The organism is Paenarthrobacter ilicis, assembly GCF_016907545.1.
Classification (GTDB): Bacteria; Actinomycetota; Actinomycetes; order Actinomycetales; family Micrococcaceae; genus Arthrobacter; species Arthrobacter ilicis.
Map to the genome: position 1 here is coordinate 676,881 of NZ_JAFBCD010000001.1, position 17,902 is coordinate 694,782.

A 17,902-nucleotide genomic window follows, 5' to 3' on the forward strand; every position below is an offset into this window, starting at 1 on the left:
CCTATGCTGGGGCCATGCCCATCGAATTGGAAGAGCTGCTGGTCAGCGACGGCACCGCATGGCGGTCTTGGTTGGAAGCGCACGCCGCGGACAGTCCCGGTGTGTGGCTGATCCTGCACAAAAAAGGCGGCAACGTCACTGAGCTGGACTACGATGCCGCGTTGGACGAAGCTCTCTGCTTCGGGTGGATCGATGGCCAGGCCAGGAGCCGTGACGGGCAGAGCTACTTCCAACGCATGACCCCGCGCGGCAAAAAGAGCATCTGGTCCTTGCGGAACGTGGGACACATTGCGCGCTTGGAAGAAGAAGGCAAAATGACCGACGCCGGGCGTGCGGCCGTGGAGGCGGCAAAGGCTGATGGGAGGTGGGAAGCGGCCTACGCCGGTCCGGCGGATTCTGTGGTGCCGGACGATCTTGCCGCGGCCATCGCAGCGGTCCCTGAGGCGCAGGCGATGTTCGATGTGCTGACGTCCCAGAACCGGTTTGCGCTGATCCACCGAACCAACGGGGTCAAACGGGCCGAGACCCGGGAACGGAAAATCGCAGGTTTCGTGGAAATGCTGGCCCGCCACGAGGCACCGTATCCACAGCGGAAAAAGCCCCCCGCCACGCCGGCGAGCTGAATTGGGCCGGCCCGGAAACCAGAGGGGCCCGAAAACAGACGTCAGTCCGTTGCGGGGAACGCCACGCCTTCTCCCACAACGCGCAGGCACAGCTCGGTTCCCGGCTTGGTGATGGACGCGTTCCAGTGCCGGATGGTGATGATCTCGCCACCGCCGGGGTAGCGGTGGCTGTTGCCGGTGCCCAGGCCGTCCGCCGCTGTGTAGTCGCCCAGTTTGATGCGGACCGTGGTCTCCGGTCCGAAGTAGTCGGTGTCCACCACCACGCCGCGGATGGGTCCATCGGGGGCGATGCGGATCTGCTCGGGGCGCAGCATCAGTTGCACCCTGCCTTGGGTTGGGGGACGCCGGACAGGGATCCCGCCGAGTGAGCAGGTTGCCAGTGAGCCTTCCATCCAGGCCTCCAAAATCACGGCGTCACCCAGGAACTCGGCGGTGGCCCTGTCCGCGGGACGGGTGTAGACCACAAAGGGGTTGCCGATCTGGGCCAGTTTGCCGCCGCGCATGATCGCCACCTGGTCCGCGAAGGACAACGCCTCGGCCTGGTCATGGGTCACCAGGATGGTGGTCACGCCGGCAGCGTTGAGTACGTTGGCCACTGCCCGGCGGGTAGCTACGCGGAGTCCTGCATCCAAGGCGGAGAACGGCTCGTCCAGGAGCATGAGTTCCGGCTCGCGTGCCAAGGCCCGGGCCAGTGCCACGCGTTGTTGCTGGCCGCCGGACAATTGGTGGGGACGGCGCTTCGCCATGGACGCGTCCAGGGACACCATTTCCAGCAGTTCCTGGACCCTTGCCCGCACCGCTGCCCGGCCGCCGTCGAGCCTTGCCGCATCCAGGCCGAAGGCCACATTCTGCCCCACCGTCAGGTGCGGAAAAAGCGCGCCATCCTGGGCCACATAGCCAACCTGGCGTTTGTGGGCGGGCACCCACGCGTCGCCGCCGGCCACCGGCTCACCGCCCAGCTTGATGGAACCCGCGTCCGGGTGTTCAAAGCCCGCAATCAGTCGAAGCAGCGTGGTTTTTCCTGAGCCGGAAGGACCCACAATGGCGGTGGTGCCACCCTTGGCCACCGTCAGATTCACACCTTTCAGGACCGGTTGCGGGCCGAAGTTCTTGGTGACCCCGGAAATGTCCAGGTGCGCATTGGTGGTGGACGCCACCGAGGCAGCCACGCGGGGAGCTGGAAGCCTGGAGGGGGATTGTTCGGTCACTGTCCGGCTACTTTCTTGGACTGTTGGAAAAGCAGGTAGGTCATGGGTGCCGACAAGAGGATCATCAGCAGGGCGTACGGGGCTGCGCCGGTGTAGTCGATCTCGCTGCTTTTGCTCCAGAATTCGGTGGCCAGGGTGCGGGTGCCGTTCGGCGAGAGGAGCAGCGTGGCGGTCAACTCGTTCACGATGGCCAGGAACACCAGGGCAGCACCGCCGGCTGCGGCCGGAGCCGTGAGCCTCAAGGTCACTCGGAAGAAGGAGGCCAAGGGCGTTTTGCCCAGTGAACGCGCAGCTTCATCGAGTTCCTTGGGTGCCTGGGCCAAGCCGGAACGGATGTTGACCAGGGCCCGCGGAAGGAACAACAAAATGTAGGCGGCAATCAGGACGCCGGCCGTTTGGTACACGCCCGGCACAAGCCGGATGCTGACCGTGACGAACGCCAGGCCCACCACGATCCCTGGCAAGGAACTGGTGACGTAATTGGAGAGTTCAAGCATCTTGCTGAACCAGCTGGGATGCCGCACCGCCAAGTAAGCCATGGGGAAGGCCACCACCGTTGTCACCAGTGCTCCCACTGCGCCATACATGAGGGTCTGCAGGAGCGCGGGCATGAATTCCTCGGCCGCCCACACCTCGGAACCACCGGCCAGCAGCCACTTCAGGACAAACCACAAGGGAAGCCCGAAGGCCAGAACGGTGAGAGCAAGGAGTGCTGCCTGCGCCGGAAGCTGGTAGCCGCCCAGCGGCAGTCGGGTAGCGCGGGCCTGCGCGCCGGAACCGATCCGCGCATAGCGGGCTGTTCCCCGACTCTTCACTTCCGCCACCAGGAGGAGCAGGCACAGCAGCACCAGGACACTGGCCAGCATGTTGCCTGCCGTGCCATTAAAGGTGGATTGGAACTGGACCATGATGGCGGTGGTGAAGGTGTCGAAACGGATCATGGCGAACGCCCCGTATTCGGCCAACAGGTGCAACGCGACCAGCAGGCCGCCACCTGTCATGGCGATGCGCAGCTGAGGCACCACCACCCGGAAAAACACCGCCCAGGAGCCCAGCCCCAGGGACGCGGCCGACTGTTCGATGGCCGGGTCCAGGCGCCCCAGGGTGGCGGCTGCCGGGATGTAGACCAACGGGAAATAGGACAGAGTGGCGATCAGGACGCCGGACCAGAGCCCTTCCAGCGAAGGAACTGCCGAGACCCAGGAGTAGCTGTTGACGAACGCCGGTATGGCCAGGGGAGCGGCCAAGGCCACTGCCCACCACCGGTGCCCGCGCAGCGTGGTGCGCTCCACCAGCCACGCTCCTCCGACACCCAGAACCAGGCACAGCGGGACCGTGATGACGGTCAGGAGGACGGTGTTGAGCAGAAGCTCGCCCACGCGGGGCCGCACAATCAGTTCGACGGCGGTATCCCACCCGGTCGCGGCCGTCATGTAGGCCACGTATCCCAGGGGAACAAGGGAGAACAGCGCAATCAGGATCGCCAAAAGGGAAACCGTGGAAACGCCGAAAGGCGGGCGAGGGCGCTTGCCCTTGCCCGCCGTCGTCGTGCTTCCTTGCGAACGCGAAGCGTCGGAAGCCGTCAGATCAGTGGTCACGTATTACAGGAGTCCTGCCTTGGTCATCAGCTCGGTGACCTTGGCGGAGTTGAGCTTGGCCGGGTCCACGGTGGGAGCCTGGAGGTCCTTGAGGGGAACCAGCTTCTGGTTGGCGTCCACCTGTGAAGCCACCGGGTACTCGAAGGATGTGCCATCCTTGAGGATTTCCTGGCCGGCCTTGCCGGTGATGAACTTCAGGAATGCCTGGGCATCCGCGGCCTTCTTGGAGGACTTGAGGATGCCGCCGCCGGAGACGGAAACGAATGCTCCCGGATCCTGGTTCTTGAAGTAGTACGGCGTGACGTTCTTGGAGTTTTCGCCGGTCTTGGCCTGGTCGCCGTAGTAGTAGTAGTGGTAGATCAGCGCAGCATCCACCTCACCGGCGTTGACGGCCTTCATGGCGGTGCTGTTGCCCTTGTACGCCTTGAAGTTCTCCTTCATCCCCTTGAGCCATTCCTCAGTGGCGGCCTCGCCCTTGAGTTCCAGCAGTGCGGAGACGATCGCCTGGAAGTCTGCGCCGGACGGTGAAGCTGCCCACTTGCCCTTCCATTCAGGCTTGGCCAGATCCAGCATGGACTTGGGGAGCTGGTCGTCGCTGATTTTGTTCTTGTCGTACACCAGCACGGTGGAACGGGCGGCGATGCCCGTCCACTTGCCCGTGGACGGACGGAATTCTGCCGGAACCTGGTCAATGGTGGCCTTGTCCACGTCAGCGAACAGTCCCGCGTTCTCGACCTGCGCCATTGCAGGGGAGTTCTCCGTAAGGAAAACATCGGCGGGGGAGGCGGCGCCCTCCTGGACAATCTGGTTGGACATCTCGGTGTCCGAGCCCTGACGCACGGTGACCTTGATGCCGGTCTCCTTGGTGAAAGCGTCGATCCATTCCTTGGTCAGGCTTTCGTGCTGGGCGTTGTACACCGTGATCCCATCGCCCGCAGCGGCAGGTTCAGGGGATGCGGAGGTGGAACCGGAGTTGGAGCCGCAGGCGCTGAGGCCGAGTGCGGCGGTGGCCAGGAGGGCAATTCCTGCCAGAGCGTTCTTGGGGAGCTTCATGGGGCTTCTTTCTGCTAACCGGGCGCGACTGCCGAGGTTGGGGCTCTCAGCCGGGCTCGCGGGAATGGGGGAGTCCCGCATAAAAAGCGTAGGTTAGCCAAGCCTTGCTTACAGCATCAAAAGTCCCTTAAGTGATGGGCATCACTAAAATTACGGCATTGTGGCATGCCCTAATTAGCTGCTCATCTCCCGCCGAGCCGGCCTAGTCGCCGAGCCTCGCGGCGGCCTCCAGGGCCATCCACGCCTGAAGCTGAGTGGAAAGTTCGACGGCGGCACCCTGGGGATACGTCTGGCTCGCCGGCAGTTGGGGATCGAAAGAGAAAACAAGTGATCGGGACCCGCTGCCCCCGGCATGCAACGATCCGGTTCCGTGGGTGGTGCGGGTGGTCCACAGCGCCTCGGCAGTGTTCCTGACCAAGGAAAGAGCGGTGGCCCTTGCTTCGCCCGGGAGTCTGTCATCCCTGGCTGCCAAGGACAGGTACCGCAGCAGGATCCCGGTGAACAGGCCGCCGTCGCCTGTGCCATCGCCGCGGATAACGTGTGTGCCGTTGATGGTCAGTTCCCGTGCCGCGGCGTCCACCACGTTGGCTGCGCGCTCCAGGTTGGCCGCGCCGCCCAGTTCCAGCAACGCACCAAGGACCGGGCCCTGATTGTAGGTATACACCGCTGTATCCTGGACTTCCTGGCCGTTGTTGATGCGCAGTCCGTCCAGATAGACGCCCCGTTCCGGGTCCAGGAGCTTGCCATTCAACCAGTCCACCAAGGCCTGCGCCTTTTGCTGCTGGCCCGTCCGGGCAAAGAACAACGCAACCGGGGCGGTGGCGGGGGCGTTCTTAAAATCCCGTTTGGTGCTCCAGAAAGTTCCGCCGCCCATGTCATCGGTGGAGGCGGACACGAATTGAGGTGTCAGGCTCTTGCGGACATAGGCATTGCGCCGCCGGCCCCTGTTCCGGGTGTCCTCGGCGAGCTTGTCCAGCCGCAAAGTGGCCAAGGCCAACCACGCCATGTCGTCGTAGTAGTCATTCACGAACCTGAACAGGTTGCGCAAGCGGATGGTAGTGACCACCCGCGAAGCAAGCCGTCCGGCGCTGGGGCGCGAGCCGCCGTCGAACTTTTCCTGCGACTCCAACTCGCGTCGGCCCGCGTCCACCAGGCAATCCACGTAGTGCGCCTGCCACCAGTAGTGCCACGTGCCCAACTGGCTCCTCAACCCGCCGCCGGGAAGAACCACCGCAGCGATGTGGGTGCCGGGGAGGGACAGCAGCCGCCGCCCGTAGTTGCGCGTGACCGAGCGCGCAGCCTGGTCGGCTCGGCGCGCCCACTCGGCCGCGGTGGTGGTTGCCGTGGAATCTGGTGTGGACATGGGACCAGCCTAGCGGGAGGCCAGGGTGCGCTGAATCACAATTCCAGTTAACATTCATTAACGGATCTGAGTCTGCATCAAGGAGGATGGATGGACATCAAGGGCACGGTGGCGCTGGTTACCGGTGGGGCATCAGGGCTGGGAGCAGCAACCGCGAAGCGGTTGTTCGACGCCGGGGCGTCGGTGGTGCTGGTGGACTTGCCGCAATCTGCGGGGGAGAGTTTCTCCGCCCAACTCAGCGATGGCAGCGCAGGACTCAAAGACGGCAGCGCAGGCCCCCAATCGGTGTTCGTCCCTGCGGACGTCACCGACGAAGCCCAGGTGCGGGCCGCCGTTGATGCCGCAACCGCCATGGGACCCCTCAGGATCGTGGTCAACTGCGCCGGAATAGCCACCCCCGGCAAAGTGCTGGGCCGTGAGGGCGTGCTTCCGTTGGAAGCGTTCAACAAAGTCATCCAGATCAACCTCGTGGGCACCTTCAACGTGATCCGGCTTGCCGCGGAAGCCATGGTCCAAACCCAGCCCGTAACTACCGAACTCGGCGGCCCGGAACGTGGAGTCATCATCAACACGGCCTCGGTAGCCGCGTTTGAGGGGCAAATCGGACAACCCGCCTACGCGGCGTCCAAGGGCGCCGTTGCTGCCATGACGCTCCCGTTGGCCCGCGAACTGGCGCGATCCCTTGTCCGGGTGGTCACTATTGCACCGGGCATCTTCGAGACGCCCATGATGGCCGGGCTCCCGCAAGCCGCGCAGGACTCGCTGGGGCAGCAGGTCCCTCATCCTGCACGCTTGGGGCGCGCCGCCGAGTACGCCAACCTGGCAGCGCACATTGTGGAGAACGCCATGCTCAACGGAGAAACCATCCGCCTGGACGGCGCCATCCGCATGGGAATCAAATAGATGGGCGACTACAGCGATCCGGTGGCTTCGGGCCCGGGGCAACCCGCGGGATCTGGCGGCGGACCGGCACCATCCGTGGCAGGACTGCCCACCGCCGATTTCTTCGATTTCGAATCCCTGCTCAGCGTCCAGGAACAACGCAAACTCAACGAGCTCAGATCGTTCCTGGCAACGGAAATTGCGCCCTACGCCGGGCAATGGTGGGAGAAAGCCGAGTTCCCGGAACACATCCTCCCCAAGTTGGCGGCCCTGCGCCTCAGCGCACCGGCGCAACGCGGTTACACGCACCTGTTCGCAGGCTTGGTCATTGCAGAAATGACCCGCGTGGACACCTCAATCGCCACCTTCTTCATGGTCCACCACGATCTTTTTGTCGAGTCGCTCTACGACTTCGGAACAGACTCACAGCAGGACCGCTACCTCGATGACGCGTCCAACCTGCGCACCACCGGCGCGTTCGCCCTCACCGAACCGGCCCACGGCTCCGATGTTGCCGGCGGCATGGAAACCACGGCGCGGCGGGTCGCCAGGGCAGAGTCCGACGGCGGTGACTACTGGGTGATCAACGGCGCCAAGCGCTGGATAGGCAATGGGACGTTCTGCGACTACATGCTGGTGTGGGCCAAGGACGAAGCCGACGGCGCTATCCGGGCCTTCATTGTGGACGCTTCGAAGCCCGGGATCACCCGAAGCCGCATCGAAAACAAGATTGCCCTCCGGACCGTGCAGAATGCCGACATCGTGTTCAAGGAAGTGGAAGTGGAAGAGAAGGACCGCTTCGCAGGTATCAGCACCTTTGCCGACACCAACCACCTCCTCCGGGGCTCGCGGATCATGGTGGCCTGGCAAGCAGTTGGGCAACAGTTGGCGGCCTTCGATGTGGCCCGTCAGTACGCGGTTGAGCGCCTTCAATTCGGAAAGCCCCTTGCCAGGTTCCAACTGATCCAGCAACACCTGGTAGATATGCTCGGCAACGCCGTGGCCAGCATGGGCATGATGGTCCGGATCGCCCAATTGCAGGAGGACATCTTCACCGATGCCCACGGTGTGCGACACGGCGGTGCAGACATGGCCCAAGTGGCCCTGGCCAAGGCGTACTGCAGCGCAAGAATGCGGGAAACCGTGGCGCTGGGCCGTTCAATCCTTGGTGGAAACGGAATCGTGACCGATTACGGGATCGCGAAAATCTTCGCGGATGCCGAGGCCATTTACACGTATGAGGGATCCTACGAGATCAACTCACTGATCGTGGGGCGTGCTGTTACCGGAGTGTCCGCCATCACCTAGCTTGGCTCGTTGGACCGCGGTCCGGGCTTATTCGCCGGGGATTTTCTCGCCAGCCTCAACCCGGACGTCCAATGAGTTGCCCCTGACCGGCATGGGGCACGTTCCGTACGGCGTGAAGGCGCTGGGGTAGTTGATTGCCCTGTTGAAATCGATCACCACGGACCCGTCCGGACGGGGGCGGGGAATAAACACCTTCCGCCACTCGTCGGTGGTGTCGCCGTTGGTTTCATCGTGGAAAGTGACGTTCAGGGCACCCAGTTTCTCCTCTTCAGCATGGAGCCGGATCTCGTGGGAAACACCGGGCACCCGGAAGACCACCTCACCGACAGACCGGTGCACGCCGTCCACCAGAGGGTTCGCGGTGCCAATGGGCACGTCCACCGGCTCGGGGTAGGCGTCAAAGGTGCCCTCCAGTACCCAATCCGGGTTGTAGTCGTACGTGGGTACGCCGGTGAACTCCGTCAACACCGGTGAACCGTTGTCCCGGGTCCGGATCGCGTACTTGTTGGCGCGCATGGCCAGCTCCACCACCACCTGCTTGCCATCCGCACCGCCGTACTGGACCCACATCAGGGATTCTTCATCGCTGAGCTCCGCACTGATGGTGCCGTCCACGGGTTCTCCCGTGGACACCAAGGTGAGTCCCTCTGCAGCCTGCGCTGTCAGGAAGGCCGTGGTTTCATCTGCGGACCAGTCCCCGGGAGCCAGCTCCACGCGCGCAGGGTGGGATTCAAGCCACTGGAACGAGGTCAGCGTCAGCCATCCATGCTCCACAGCGAGCGCACCGTTCCTGCCCGTGCGGAACCTTTCCCAACGGGCACGTTGAAGATCGGTGGGGGCGGTGGACGTGCTCATGATGCTCCTTGTGCTGGTGCGCTGCGTTGGGAGACGCTGCGGCCGGGATGTCTGCTTGCTCTACGCCTAACTATGCGCAGGGGACCAGCATTCCCGGCAAGGCGGGAGATCCCAAGCCTGCCTTTTGGAGCGGCTCGCGCTGGCCCCCACAACATGCCAGCGCGAGCCGGATCGATGCAACTGATGGAGGCGTGCCCGGCGTTTCACTGCCTTGGACATCAGTTGGCCTACCCCGTCGTGCAAGTTTCAATGGGCCCTCCGCTTTGCCCTTCGCGAGCCGTAGAAAGCCAGCAATGATCCACAGGCCAAGAGGGCTGCCGCCATGAAGACAAAACCGGAATCTGCCAGACCTGTGTTTGCCAGGGGAGCCGAAGGACCATCAGCCTCGGATTCCGGCACGTTCACCGATGGCTCCGATCCTCCGGGGCCGGTAGGGCTTGGTTCCACTGTGGCGGCGGTGGGGCTTGAGCTCGGGACAGGGGTGGGCGAGCTGGTGGTGGCAGTCGGCTCGGGCGTCGCCGATGTCGCTGCGGGGCTGGGCGTTGGGGTTTGACTGGGAGACGGGGTTTGGCTGGGCGTCGCTGTGGGCGAGCCATTTCCGGTCCCACTCGCGTCGGTTCTGCGCGTTTCCGCTCCCACAGCGCTTTCCTGCCCGGCTATCTCAACAATGCCGGTGTTGGTGTATGTATCCATCGCAGGGTCCACCACCTGCGTGACAACGAACAGCTCCACGTGCTCGTTTTCCGGCAGGCCGGTCCAAACAACCGTGAGCTTACCGGGGGTGCAGTCAACGCGTGCGGGATAGAGCTCATTGTCGTAAGGCTCGGCGATGTTGCCGATGCTGTTCAGAACCCTGCCAACCCGGGGTGTAACTCTGCTGCAATCAATCACCATCCCCTGGGAGGGTGAGTCGGTGACAGTGACATCGTTGGATTCCGACGCCATGGGAGGCATGTAAATGATGGATTCCAGTTCTGACTGGGAAGAATCAACCCACCACATGGCCTTGCCCGGTGACGTGGGAACGGAGGGCCCGCAGTCGGCTACGCAGGGGCTCACGGAGACGGGGACGCGGACCACGGAGGAGCCCACTGTGAAGCTCAGCTCTTCATGCCCGGCGGTCCCCGGGTCCACGGAATACTGAGTGGTGAAATGACATGTTCCCCCGATATCGAGGGGATGCGCCGTGACAAAGTCAGTGAGCGTGAAAACAACCGAGCCGGAATCGTCGGCCATCCCCGTAGCCACCGCAATGCCGTCCGGGTTCTTCAGGTCGAAGGACTTCGATCCGAACCAGCGCAGCTCGGCCGGGAGCTGAAGAGTGAACGTGTCACCTGCCAGTGAATTGTTCGGAACGGACCACTGGCAGGAGAGATCCACTTGGTCCCACTGGCTGGTCACGGTGGACTCAGTGGTGATGGAGATCCTGGCACCTGGAATGCTGGCTGCGCTCGCAGGCACGGCTGTCAGGCCCAGTCCAAGGAGGGTCATGAAAACTGCCAGGATTGCTGCCGTCCAGGACAGAGTCCTCAACTGGTGGTGTTTCTTCATGGCGTGGATGGTCCTTTGGATCCGAAGAGAAATGTTCCGTCGAAAGATGAGTGTCCGGACCCTGCACTTCGTGACGCGGCCCCATGGCAACGCGCGTCAGTTTGCTTCCTTGTCGCGCTGTCTGGTGGATGCGGTGGCTCGCGCCAGGGCCACCGTGGACAGCGGGTAGAACTTCATCCGGGCCGGGGCCAGGATCCCGCCGGCCACGGCCTCTGTGGCAGTTTTGCAATCCATGAGCCGTGACATGTTCTGTTCATTGACGGGGAAGAGGACGTGCACTGCGGAATTTTGGAACATGGCGACGGCGCCCGTACCCCGCAGCTGATGGTCGATGGTTTCCCCCAGCTTGGCCAAGACAGTCCAGCGGTGGCAGCGGCTGTCGGAGGGGCCACTGATGGTAATGATCGCCAAGGCATGGCCGGCGGGCGAATCCGATCCGAAGGTCGAGAGCTCGTGGATGCGCCGCTGGAAGTGCGCGGGCGTGGCCAGGCCGGTATACACGTCAGTACAGGAGATGGGAGGTGCAGCCTCCGCCACCTCCGCCCATCCTTCAGCCAATGATTGGAACGCATTGACGTCCAGGTTCTGTTCGGCCGCAGCAAACAGAGCCCTGAAATCAGTCATGGTTTCCCCTATGCTCACGCCGTTCCGTGCCCTGGCAGCACCGAGGGATCTGGCGGTGGGAGCCGGGATCGTCGAGTCCACGGTCAACGACGCAACCACGGTCCGGACCTCGGGGAGAAACCAATCTGCCCTGAAACGCCATCCTGCCCGGTAACTGTTGCTCTGCCACCTGCGGAGAAGGAGATGACGGGAAAACGTGCAGTCTGCGTTGGATTTTGTCCGGAACAGTGTCATACCCGGAAAGTGCACAAATCGGGCAATTCGTGACGAAGCTGTGACGTGAAGATTGTTGCTCAATTCAGTGTAGAAACCGCGTCACGACCGCGCAGGTAGGTGCACTTCTTAAACATGGGCATGTTGTTGATGTTTTTGGGGGCACTGTAGATGGCACGGGAAGCACATCCGGATAGTCATGAGGACGTCGGGAGCGACGGCCATCTGATCTCTCTGGTGAGGGGAGGCGACATATCTGCCTTCGACGCGCTTTATGAACGACACGTTCCCATCGCATCGAAGGTTGCCAGACGCAATGTTGACAACCCCAGTGATGCGGAGGATGTGGTGGCGGAGGCCTTCCAATCCGTCCTCCAAAGTTTGATGGCAGGGAAAGGGCCCGAATCCTTTTTCAGGGCATATCTCCTGTCCACGGTCACGAGGCTTTCCCACCAACGGAACCGCAAGGCTGGCCGGGTCCTGCCAAGCAGCGACGACACCGTGTTGGATCAGGTACTCACCACCCATGATCCCGCTATTGATGCCTTCGAATCCGAAACAGTGGCGAAAGCCTTCCGGGCACTCCCTGAAAGATGGCAGGCCGTGCTGTGGTACGTGGACGTGGAACGGATGAAGCCCGCAGTGGTGGCGCCGATCCTGGGGATGTCACCCAACGCGGTATCGGCCCTGGCACTGCGCGCCAGGGAGGGGCTGAGGCGGCAATACCTGCAATCGCACCTTGCGGACCACAAGGACGACGGCTGTGCAGAGTACGTCTCCAAGCTGGGCAACTACGTCCGCGGTGGACTGGCCAGAATCGCTGACCGGAAGGTGGCAGACCACGTGCGGGGCTGTAAATCCTGCACCGCCGCGGTGGCTGAGTTGCGTGATGTCCAAGGCAGTATGAGGGCCGTCCTTCTTCCGCTGATGACGGGGATCCCCGTGGCAGCGTGGGCCGGCAAAGGGGCCGGGATTGGTGCACTTGGTGGCGTCCTGCAGTCGAAGGGGCTGGGACTGCCGGGGTTGGCGCAGCCGGCCGTGATAGCCATGATGACCGCTGCAGGTGTGGGCGTAATACTCGGCGCGGTCGGCATCATCAATCAGTCCGCTGCGAGCTCTTACTCAGAATCCCAAGCCCTGGACGCTGGTTCCACCAGACCCGTTGAGTACCCTGCCTCACCCACGGCTGCCCCACCCACAACTGCGGCTCCTTCCACCACGTCCTCGAACACCGCAGCCCCGAGCACCACAGCCCCTACCCCGACGACAAGCGCTGCTTCAGCGCCCGATAACCATTCATCGCCCCCGGTTGCGGAGCGACCTTTGCCCCCGGCCGTTCCCTCGGAGCTGGTTTCCCCGGTCGTTCCCTCGGAGTCAGTTTCTCCGACCGTCCCATCGGCGCCAGTTACTCCGGATCCCTTGGAAACGCCTGCCCCGGACACGACGCCCGCTCCAGCGTCGCCTGCTGCCCCCAAGCCGACCCCACCCGCACCCACCTCCACGCCGCGACCCACGCTCCAACCCCAGCCTTCATCCGTTCCCAAGCCCACACCAACTCCTGTGCCTCTGGCCAAGACCAGGGTGACGGGCTCAGCCCAATGGAACCGCGACCGCAGTGATGGCGATAAAGCCTTGGACATAGATTTCGATGCTTACGGATCGGAATCGTTGGGCGCAGGCAAGGCGGTCTTCTCGGTGGGGCCGTTTGGCTTCATCAAAGAAGGCTCCGTCCGGGCCCCTGAGGGCTGGAGCTGTTCGCTGGCAAAACGGCAGGTGCTGGTCTGCAGCACGGAAAACGCCAGGAGGTCTGACCTCCACTTCCATGTGTCTGTGGAGTCCAAAAGCCACAAGGACCACGGACTGCTCACGTACTCACTGGTGGGGGAACGGATCGTGCCCAACCTCTTCGCTTACGGGTACTAGTTCAGTTGGGGCGGGCATGTGCCGTCACGAAGGAGCGGTTGATGCCACTCAATAATCGGCGGCGTGAAAATGGCCGCGCTCTTTCCAAGTAATAAATAGGGGAAAAATGAAGGGAACCATGGTTGCCATGGCTGGCCTGCTGGGCGCTGGGGTGGCAGTGTGGGCCTTGACTCCGACCGGCCAGCGCTGGTTTGCCCGCAAGTTTCATTCGCCGCATCGCCTTCGGTGGGCAGCGGTGATTCTGGGGGCGCTGCTCCTGACGTCGGTGGGTTGCTGCATGGTGGGGCACCAGAATCCCCTCTGGGGCCAAATCGTAGCTTTCCTGGCACTGGCTGCGCTGTTGTTTGCCTGCCTCTTGGCGCCGGCGTTCCGGATTCGTGCGGGCGTCGTTGCCCAACCCAGGCGCGTCTTGGCTATTGGGGCCCACCCGGATGATTTGGAATTGGCATGCGGTGCAACCCTTGCCAAGTTGGCTGACGCCGGCCACGAAGTCCGCACCATGGTGATGAGCTCCGGGAGTGAGGGCGGAAACAGCACTGTCCGGGTGGCGGAAGCGGCGTCGGGGTCCGAGTTCATGGGGGCTGCTGCAGTGGAAGTACACGACTTCACTGACACCAGCCTGTCCGAGCACGCACTGGAGATGGTCCAGGCGATCGAGGCCATCATGGAGGACTTCCAACCGGACGTTGTGATGACCCACTCCCGCCATGATTACCACCAGGATCACTTGGCCGTGCACAGCGCCACCATGCGGGCCGCACGGCAGCACTCGTCCATCCTGTGCTTTGAGAGTCCGTCGTCAACAAGGCAATTTGATCCCAGCGTTTTCGTGGATATTGCCGGGTACGTGGACGTCAAAGTCCATGCCGTGGCCATGCATCGTGATCAGAAGGGAAAGCCATACATGACCGCCGAAAGGGTCCGCAGTCTGGCGGCCTTCCGTGGTTCACAAGTGAAAACCATCTACGCCGAGGGCTTTGAACCAGTCCGGTTGCTTGGGTCCGCAGTAGGGGAGTTCTGATGGTGCGTGTCCTGGTGACAGGTGTGGGCGGTCCTGCGGGAAGCTCCCTGTCAGCGCAATTGAGAACGTTGGGGCATTGGGTGCTTGGCGTCGATATGCGGCCGGTCCCCACCTCCGCGGCCGATTCGGTTGCTGTGGTTTCACCGTCCGAATCTCCGCAGTATTTGTGGGAGTTGCGTGGCTTGGTGGCCACCCATGGCATCCAGCTTCTGATCCCCACCGTGAGCGACGAACTCGTGGCAGTGGCCGCTGCCAGGGAAGGCTTTGCCCCCGGAGTGGACGTCCTCATTTCTGAGTCCGGCCCCGTGCGCCTGGCCAACGACAAGTATTTGACCATGAACACACTTGCCGCCGCTGGAGTCGCGGTTCCTCCTTTCGCGCTTCCGGGTGACTTCGCTTCGCTCCATGAAGCCATGGCCCTGATGGGCGGCACGTTGGTGGTTAAACCCCGTGTATCCCGGGGCGGGCGGGGAGTGCAGATCCTGGAACGTTCGGCGGATGGGTCCAGGGCCGCAGCCGACATCTGGTCCGCATTGGATGACTCTTGGATTGTCCAACGCTTCGCTTCCGGCACCGAGTATGCGCCCGTGGTTCATTCCGCTGTACCAACGTCTCCGGATGATCTGGTGGTAGTGCTGGAGAAGACGGAACTGAAGGGTGGGCGGATCGGTAACGCAGTGTCGGTCGAGCGTGTGGAGACGGCGTCTGCCGCGGACGTTGCCAACCAGGCACTGGCTGCTGTGGCCGCTTTGGGCTTGTCGGGGCCCGTTGATGTGGACATTCGCCGGCTGAGCGACGGACGTCCGGTGGTGCTGGAAGTCAACGCCAGATTCGGCGCCAACAGTGCGCATGCTCCGGAGTTGCTGGCCAGCGTTCTTTATCCTTACGTTCACTCGCCGGCGCGGGCAGGAACCGTGTGACATTCCTGGATGGTGCCGAGGCCTTTGTTCAATGGGGTGGATTGATGATCCTGGGCTTCGGCTTGGTGAAAATCGCCTACGTTCCCTTGGCCTTGCTGTTCAACCGTGTGTACCGCGCCAGCGATGCGAGGCACCGCTACTCGTTGGTGAGCGATCAGCCCCTGGTCTCAGTGATTGTTCCCGGCTACAACGAGGCCGTGGTCCTGACCAAGTGCGTTGAATCGATCCTGGCCAGCCACTACCCGCGCCTGGAAGTCATTTTGGTGGACGACGGCTCCACGGACTCCACGCTGGAGATCATGTCCGGACTGGCTGAGAGGAACCAGAGAGTCCGTTTCCATACACAGCCGAACGCCGGCAAGGGAGCGGCACTCAACCACGGGATCTCCAAGGCGCGGGGAGACATCCTGATGTTCGTCGATGCTGACGGCTTGTTCGCTCCGGATACTCTGCATCAGATGCTCGAGGGTTTTGACCATCCCAAGGTTGGGGCCGTTTGCGGTGACGACAGGCCCGTCAATCTGAATCGCGTTCAAACCATGATGCTGGCCGTCCTCAGCCATGTGGGCACCGGGCTTGTCCGGAGGGCGCTCTCGCTGTTGCACTGCCTGCCCATTGTCTCGGGTAACATCGGCGCATTCCGAGCCGGGTTGGTGCATCAACTGGGTGGTTTTCATGAGGACACCCTCGGGGAAGACCTTGAACTGACGTGGCGCGTCTACCAGGCGGGATACCGGGTGAGGTTCCAACCCAAGGCGTTGGTCTATGCCGAGTCCCCCTCCACCCTCGGCGGCTTGTGGCGGCAACGCGTCCGGTGGTCCCGCGGACTCCTTCAGACGCTGCGCGAGCACAGGGGGATGGTGGGGCGCCCGCGCTACGGGATGTTCGGATTCTTCCTCCTTTTCAACGCCTTCACCATGGTGGTGATCCCGGTGCTGCAGTTGGTGATCCTGGCGGTGCTTCCGTTCCTTTATCTGGCCGGACGGGGACCCGTGCCAAACGACATCATGGCCATTTTGGGATGGCTGGGGCTGTTCGTCTCATTGCTGTTGATCGTCTTCTCCATTGGTCTCAACCGCTCGTGGCGGGACCTGCGGTTCCTGTGGACTCTTCCGCTGTGGCCTTTCTATTCAGTATTCGTGGGGCTGGCCCTCAGCAGCGCGATCATCAAGGAGGTTCGCGGGAGCCCGGCCCGGTGGAACAAGCTGCAGCGAACCGGGATCATCTCCGTGGCGAGTTCCGAAGTGCCAGCCGGGGCGGTGAATGCTTGAACGCCTTCTGGAGTTCACTCTCCACTGTGGCCACAGTTGCCACAGTGGTGACCCTGGGATTGCTGCTTGCCTTGACCGGCTGTTCTACGCCATCGGCAGCCCCGTCCCGCCCGGCAGATCGAATGGTGAATCTGGGGTTCGAAGACGTAGTCAACACCGATCCCGCCCACCTCCATGAGCTGGCGAGGCATGTGGATGCAGTGGACGCCACCGCGGTTTCCATTGCTGTTGGCCGCACGGACTGGACCGCTTTCCCTTGGCGGGGCCACGGCGACGCCACCTCCACAGTAGCCGTCAAGACTGGAAGGGATTTTGTGGCGGAGGCAATCCAGACGCTGAAGAACCCGGCTCGGGGCGGACACCGGGAGGTCATTCTCACGATCGATGTTCTGCTGGGCCGCGCTTTGGTGGATGACCCGTCACTGGCAGGCCGGAGCGTCACCGGGCAATCCTCACCAAGTTTTCCCAGCGTGACAGCCTTGCGGCACGGTGCAGCGGGTTCACGTCTGGCGTCGCTGGCGGCTGCAGTGGCAGCCACCTATCGTCCGGATGCGGTCAACCTCACGGAACTGATGTTTGATGACTTCACGTTCGGCAGTGACGACCTCGCGGACTACCGGGCAACCTTGAACGTCGCGGACTGGCCTCGGCAAAGCGACGGGAACATCGATGTATCGGATCCCCGGATCAGCACCTGGCGGAGTGAGGCGATGGCGGACATCGTCCGTAAGGTGCGGGCCGCCGTCGAGCCTTACAACGTCCGGCTTGAAATGGACGTGCGCTCGCCGCGTGATTCAGCTTCTGCGGACCGGGCGGACAGCGGGCAGGACTACGATCTTCTCCTCAAGAACCTGGACCGGCTTCATGTGTGGGAGTACGTCGGACTGAACACGGAACGCTCGCCCAGGACCAGTGAGCTCTCCCGGACGCTGGTGGAGCGCGGGGGAGACCGGATGTCGTTGTCCGTGGGGCTGTGGGCCGAGCCGGGTGTGATCCCGCCGGAACGCTTCCGCTCAGCACTGGTGGATGCTGCCAGTGGTGGGGTGGCGTCCGTCTCCGTGACGCCGGCCAGTTTGATGACGGAAGATCACTGGGACGTCCTCAAGGAGGTGTGGAATCCCGGGGGATCCTAGCCCGACGGTTGGCTGCGGAGTACCCTGACCGCATGGGGACGGATGCAGTACTTCCAGTGATGATCGGCTTGGCTATCATTTGTGGGGCTATCTGGGCGGGCAACCGAATAGTGCAGAAAGGAATCCCTGCCAGAGGGGCAACGGGCACCCTGGGCAGCGTTCTTTCCATGATCGAGCCCGCCACCGGTGCGCCCACCCGCATGGAAGCTGCCGCTGCGCTGGAAGAGCTGCGGCAACGCCGGCACGAGCACTTGTCTGCCGGGTCGGGGAGTATTCACGACGAGCTGCTGGCCGGAAAGATCGTCCTGCCCAGCCGTTCCAAGAGCGTCTGGAAAGGCGATGCCAAAATCTGAGAC

General features: G+C 62.9%; 17 protein-coding genes. 10 read left to right on the forward strand and 7 right to left on the reverse strand.

Features of this window, described 5'->3' with window-relative positions; all coding sequences use genetic code 11:
• The first annotated feature begins 14 nt into the window (after positions 1 to 14).
• Positions 15 to 623, forward strand: coding sequence for a YdeI/OmpD-associated family protein (locus JOE60_RS03225; protein ID WP_167265080.1), 609 nt, complete (start codon positions 15 to 17; stop codon positions 621 to 623).
• 41 nt (positions 624 to 664) lie between these two features.
• On the opposite strand, the gene JOE60_RS03230 is transcribed toward JOE60_RS03225, so the two are convergent.
• From JOE60_RS03230 to JOE60_RS03245, 4 genes are all read right to left on the reverse strand, one after another.
• Positions 665 to 1,831 carry an ATP-binding cassette domain-containing protein gene (locus JOE60_RS03230; RefSeq protein ID WP_204814822.1) on the reverse strand — a complete coding sequence of 389 codons (1,167 nt, stop codon included), beginning with the start codon at positions 1,829 to 1,831 and terminating at the stop codon, positions 665 to 667.
• Positions 1,828 to 3,429 (reverse strand): ABC transporter permease, encoded by a 1,602-nt coding sequence (locus tag JOE60_RS03235; protein WP_167265079.1) that lies wholly within the window; start codon positions 3,427 to 3,429, stop codon positions 1,828 to 1,830. Before JOE60_RS03235 ends, JOE60_RS03230 begins: the two co-directional genes overlap by 4 nt.
• Positions 3,430 to 3,432: 3 nt before the next feature.
• A complete protein-coding gene (locus JOE60_RS03240) occupies positions 3,433 to 4,482 on the reverse strand; it encodes an iron ABC transporter substrate-binding protein (protein ID WP_167265078.1) in 1,050 nt (349 codons plus the stop codon).
• A gap of 202 nt (positions 4,483 to 4,684) precedes the next feature.
• Positions 4,685 to 5,845: a glycoside hydrolase family 76 protein gene (locus JOE60_RS03245; protein ID WP_167265077.1), complete on the reverse strand. Its 1,161-nt coding sequence runs from the start codon at positions 5,843 to 5,845 to the stop codon at positions 4,685 to 4,687.
• A gap of 90 nt (positions 5,846 to 5,935) precedes the next feature.
• Here JOE60_RS03245 and JOE60_RS03250 point away from each other — a divergent pair, with 90 nt between their 5' ends.
• On the forward strand, positions 5,936 to 6,748 hold the full coding sequence (locus JOE60_RS03250) for an SDR family NAD(P)-dependent oxidoreductase (protein ID WP_167265076.1): 813 nt from the start codon (positions 5,936 to 5,938) through the stop codon (positions 6,746 to 6,748).
• On the forward strand, positions 6,749 to 8,035 hold the full coding sequence (locus JOE60_RS03255) for an acyl-CoA dehydrogenase family protein (RefSeq protein ID WP_239528800.1): 1,287 nt from the start codon (positions 6,749 to 6,751) through the stop codon (positions 8,033 to 8,035).
• A 27-nt stretch (positions 8,036 to 8,062) separates the two neighbouring features.
• Here the strand turns inward: JOE60_RS03255 and JOE60_RS03260 are convergent, their stop codons facing one another.
• From JOE60_RS03260 to JOE60_RS03270, 3 genes are all read right to left on the reverse strand, one after another.
• On the reverse strand, positions 8,063 to 8,890 hold the full coding sequence (locus tag JOE60_RS03260; RefSeq protein WP_167265075.1) for a DUF1684 domain-containing protein: 828 nt from the start codon (positions 8,888 to 8,890) through the stop codon (positions 8,063 to 8,065).
• 246 nt (positions 8,891 to 9,136) lie between these two features.
• Complete coding sequence (locus tag JOE60_RS03265) at positions 9,137 to 10,441, reverse strand: Ig-like domain-containing protein (protein ID WP_167265074.1); 1,305 nt, start codon at positions 10,439 to 10,441, stop codon at positions 9,137 to 9,139.
• A gap of 96 nt (positions 10,442 to 10,537) precedes the next feature.
• On the reverse strand, positions 10,538 to 11,065 hold the full coding sequence (locus JOE60_RS03270; protein WP_239528801.1) for a hypothetical protein: 528 nt from the start codon (positions 11,063 to 11,065) through the stop codon (positions 10,538 to 10,540).
• A 10-nt stretch (positions 11,066 to 11,075) separates the two neighbouring features.
• On the opposite strand from JOE60_RS03270, the gene JOE60_RS18265 reads away from it, so the two are divergent.
• The 7 genes from JOE60_RS18265 (at position 11,076) to JOE60_RS03300 (ending at position 17,899) form a co-directional block, all read left to right on the forward strand.
• On the forward strand, positions 11,076 to 11,219 hold the full coding sequence (locus tag JOE60_RS18265) for a hypothetical protein (protein WP_239528802.1): 144 nt from the start codon (positions 11,076 to 11,078) through the stop codon (positions 11,217 to 11,219).
• A gap of 230 nt (positions 11,220 to 11,449) precedes the next feature.
• Positions 11,450 to 13,201: an RNA polymerase sigma factor gene (locus tag JOE60_RS03275; RefSeq protein ID WP_167265072.1), complete on the forward strand. Its 1,752-nt coding sequence runs from the start codon at positions 11,450 to 11,452 to the stop codon at positions 13,199 to 13,201.
• 106 nt (positions 13,202 to 13,307) lie between these two features.
• Positions 13,308 to 14,222, forward strand: coding sequence for a PIG-L deacetylase family protein (locus JOE60_RS03280; RefSeq protein WP_167265071.1), 915 nt, complete (start codon positions 13,308 to 13,310; stop codon positions 14,220 to 14,222).
• The gene (locus JOE60_RS03285; protein ID WP_167265070.1) at positions 14,222 to 15,142 is read left to right on the forward strand and encodes an ATP-grasp domain-containing protein; all 921 of its coding nucleotides are present in this window, start codon (positions 14,222 to 14,224) and stop codon (positions 15,140 to 15,142) included. The genes JOE60_RS03280 and JOE60_RS03285 overlap by 1 nt, the downstream gene beginning before the upstream one ends.
• Entirely contained in the window at positions 15,139 to 16,413 is a 1,275-nt protein-coding gene (locus JOE60_RS03290) for a glycosyltransferase family 2 protein (protein ID WP_338112546.1), read from the forward strand. Before JOE60_RS03285 ends, JOE60_RS03290 begins: the two co-directional genes overlap by 4 nt.
• Positions 16,414 to 16,439: 26 nt before the next feature.
• Entirely contained in the window at positions 16,440 to 17,546 is a 1,107-nt protein-coding gene (locus JOE60_RS03295) for a hypothetical protein (RefSeq protein ID WP_338112545.1), read from the forward strand.
• A 167-nt stretch (positions 17,547 to 17,713) separates the two neighbouring features.
• Complete coding sequence (locus JOE60_RS03300) at positions 17,714 to 17,899, forward strand: hypothetical protein (protein WP_167265069.1); 186 nt, start codon at positions 17,714 to 17,716, stop codon at positions 17,897 to 17,899.
• Positions 17,900 to 17,902 lie beyond the last annotated feature (3 nt).

Bases quoted from the DNA above. Each gene is read 5' to 3' on its own strand.
- JOE60_RS03225 (WP_167265080.1), top strand. From the start codon at position 15: ATGCCCATCGAATTGGAAGAGCTGCTGGTCAGCGACGGCACCGCATGG.
- JOE60_RS03240 (WP_167265078.1), bottom strand. From the start codon at position 4,482: ATGAAGCTCCCCAAGAACGCTCTGGCAGGAATTGCCCTCCTGGCCACC.
- JOE60_RS03245 (WP_167265077.1), bottom strand. From the start codon at position 5,845: ATGTCCACACCAGATTCCACGGCAACCACCACCGCGGCCGAGTGGGCG.
- JOE60_RS03250 (WP_167265076.1), top strand. From the start codon at position 5,936: ATGGACATCAAGGGCACGGTGGCGCTGGTTACCGGTGGGGCATCAGGG.
- JOE60_RS03255 (WP_239528800.1), top strand. From the start codon at position 6,749: ATGGGCGACTACAGCGATCCGGTGGCTTCGGGCCCGGGGCAACCCGCG.
- JOE60_RS03260 (WP_167265075.1), bottom strand. From the start codon at position 8,890: ATGAGCACGTCCACCGCCCCCACCGATCTTCAACGTGCCCGTTGGGAA.
- JOE60_RS03265 (WP_167265074.1), bottom strand. From the start codon at position 10,441: ATGAAGAAACACCACCAGTTGAGGACTCTGTCCTGGACGGCAGCAATC.
- JOE60_RS03270 (WP_239528801.1), bottom strand. From the start codon at position 11,065: ATGACTGATTTCAGGGCTCTGTTTGCTGCGGCCGAACAGAACCTGGAC.
- JOE60_RS18265 (WP_239528802.1), top strand. From the start codon at position 11,076: ATGCTCACGCCGTTCCGTGCCCTGGCAGCACCGAGGGATCTGGCGGTG.
- JOE60_RS03275 (WP_167265072.1), top strand. From the start codon at position 11,450: ATGGCACGGGAAGCACATCCGGATAGTCATGAGGACGTCGGGAGCGAC.
- JOE60_RS03280 (WP_167265071.1), top strand. From the start codon at position 13,308: ATGAAGGGAACCATGGTTGCCATGGCTGGCCTGCTGGGCGCTGGGGTG.
- JOE60_RS03285 (WP_167265070.1), top strand. From the start codon at position 14,222: ATGGTGCGTGTCCTGGTGACAGGTGTGGGCGGTCCTGCGGGAAGCTCC.
- JOE60_RS03300 (WP_167265069.1), top strand. From the start codon at position 17,714: ATGATCGAGCCCGCCACCGGTGCGCCCACCCGCATGGAAGCTGCCGCT.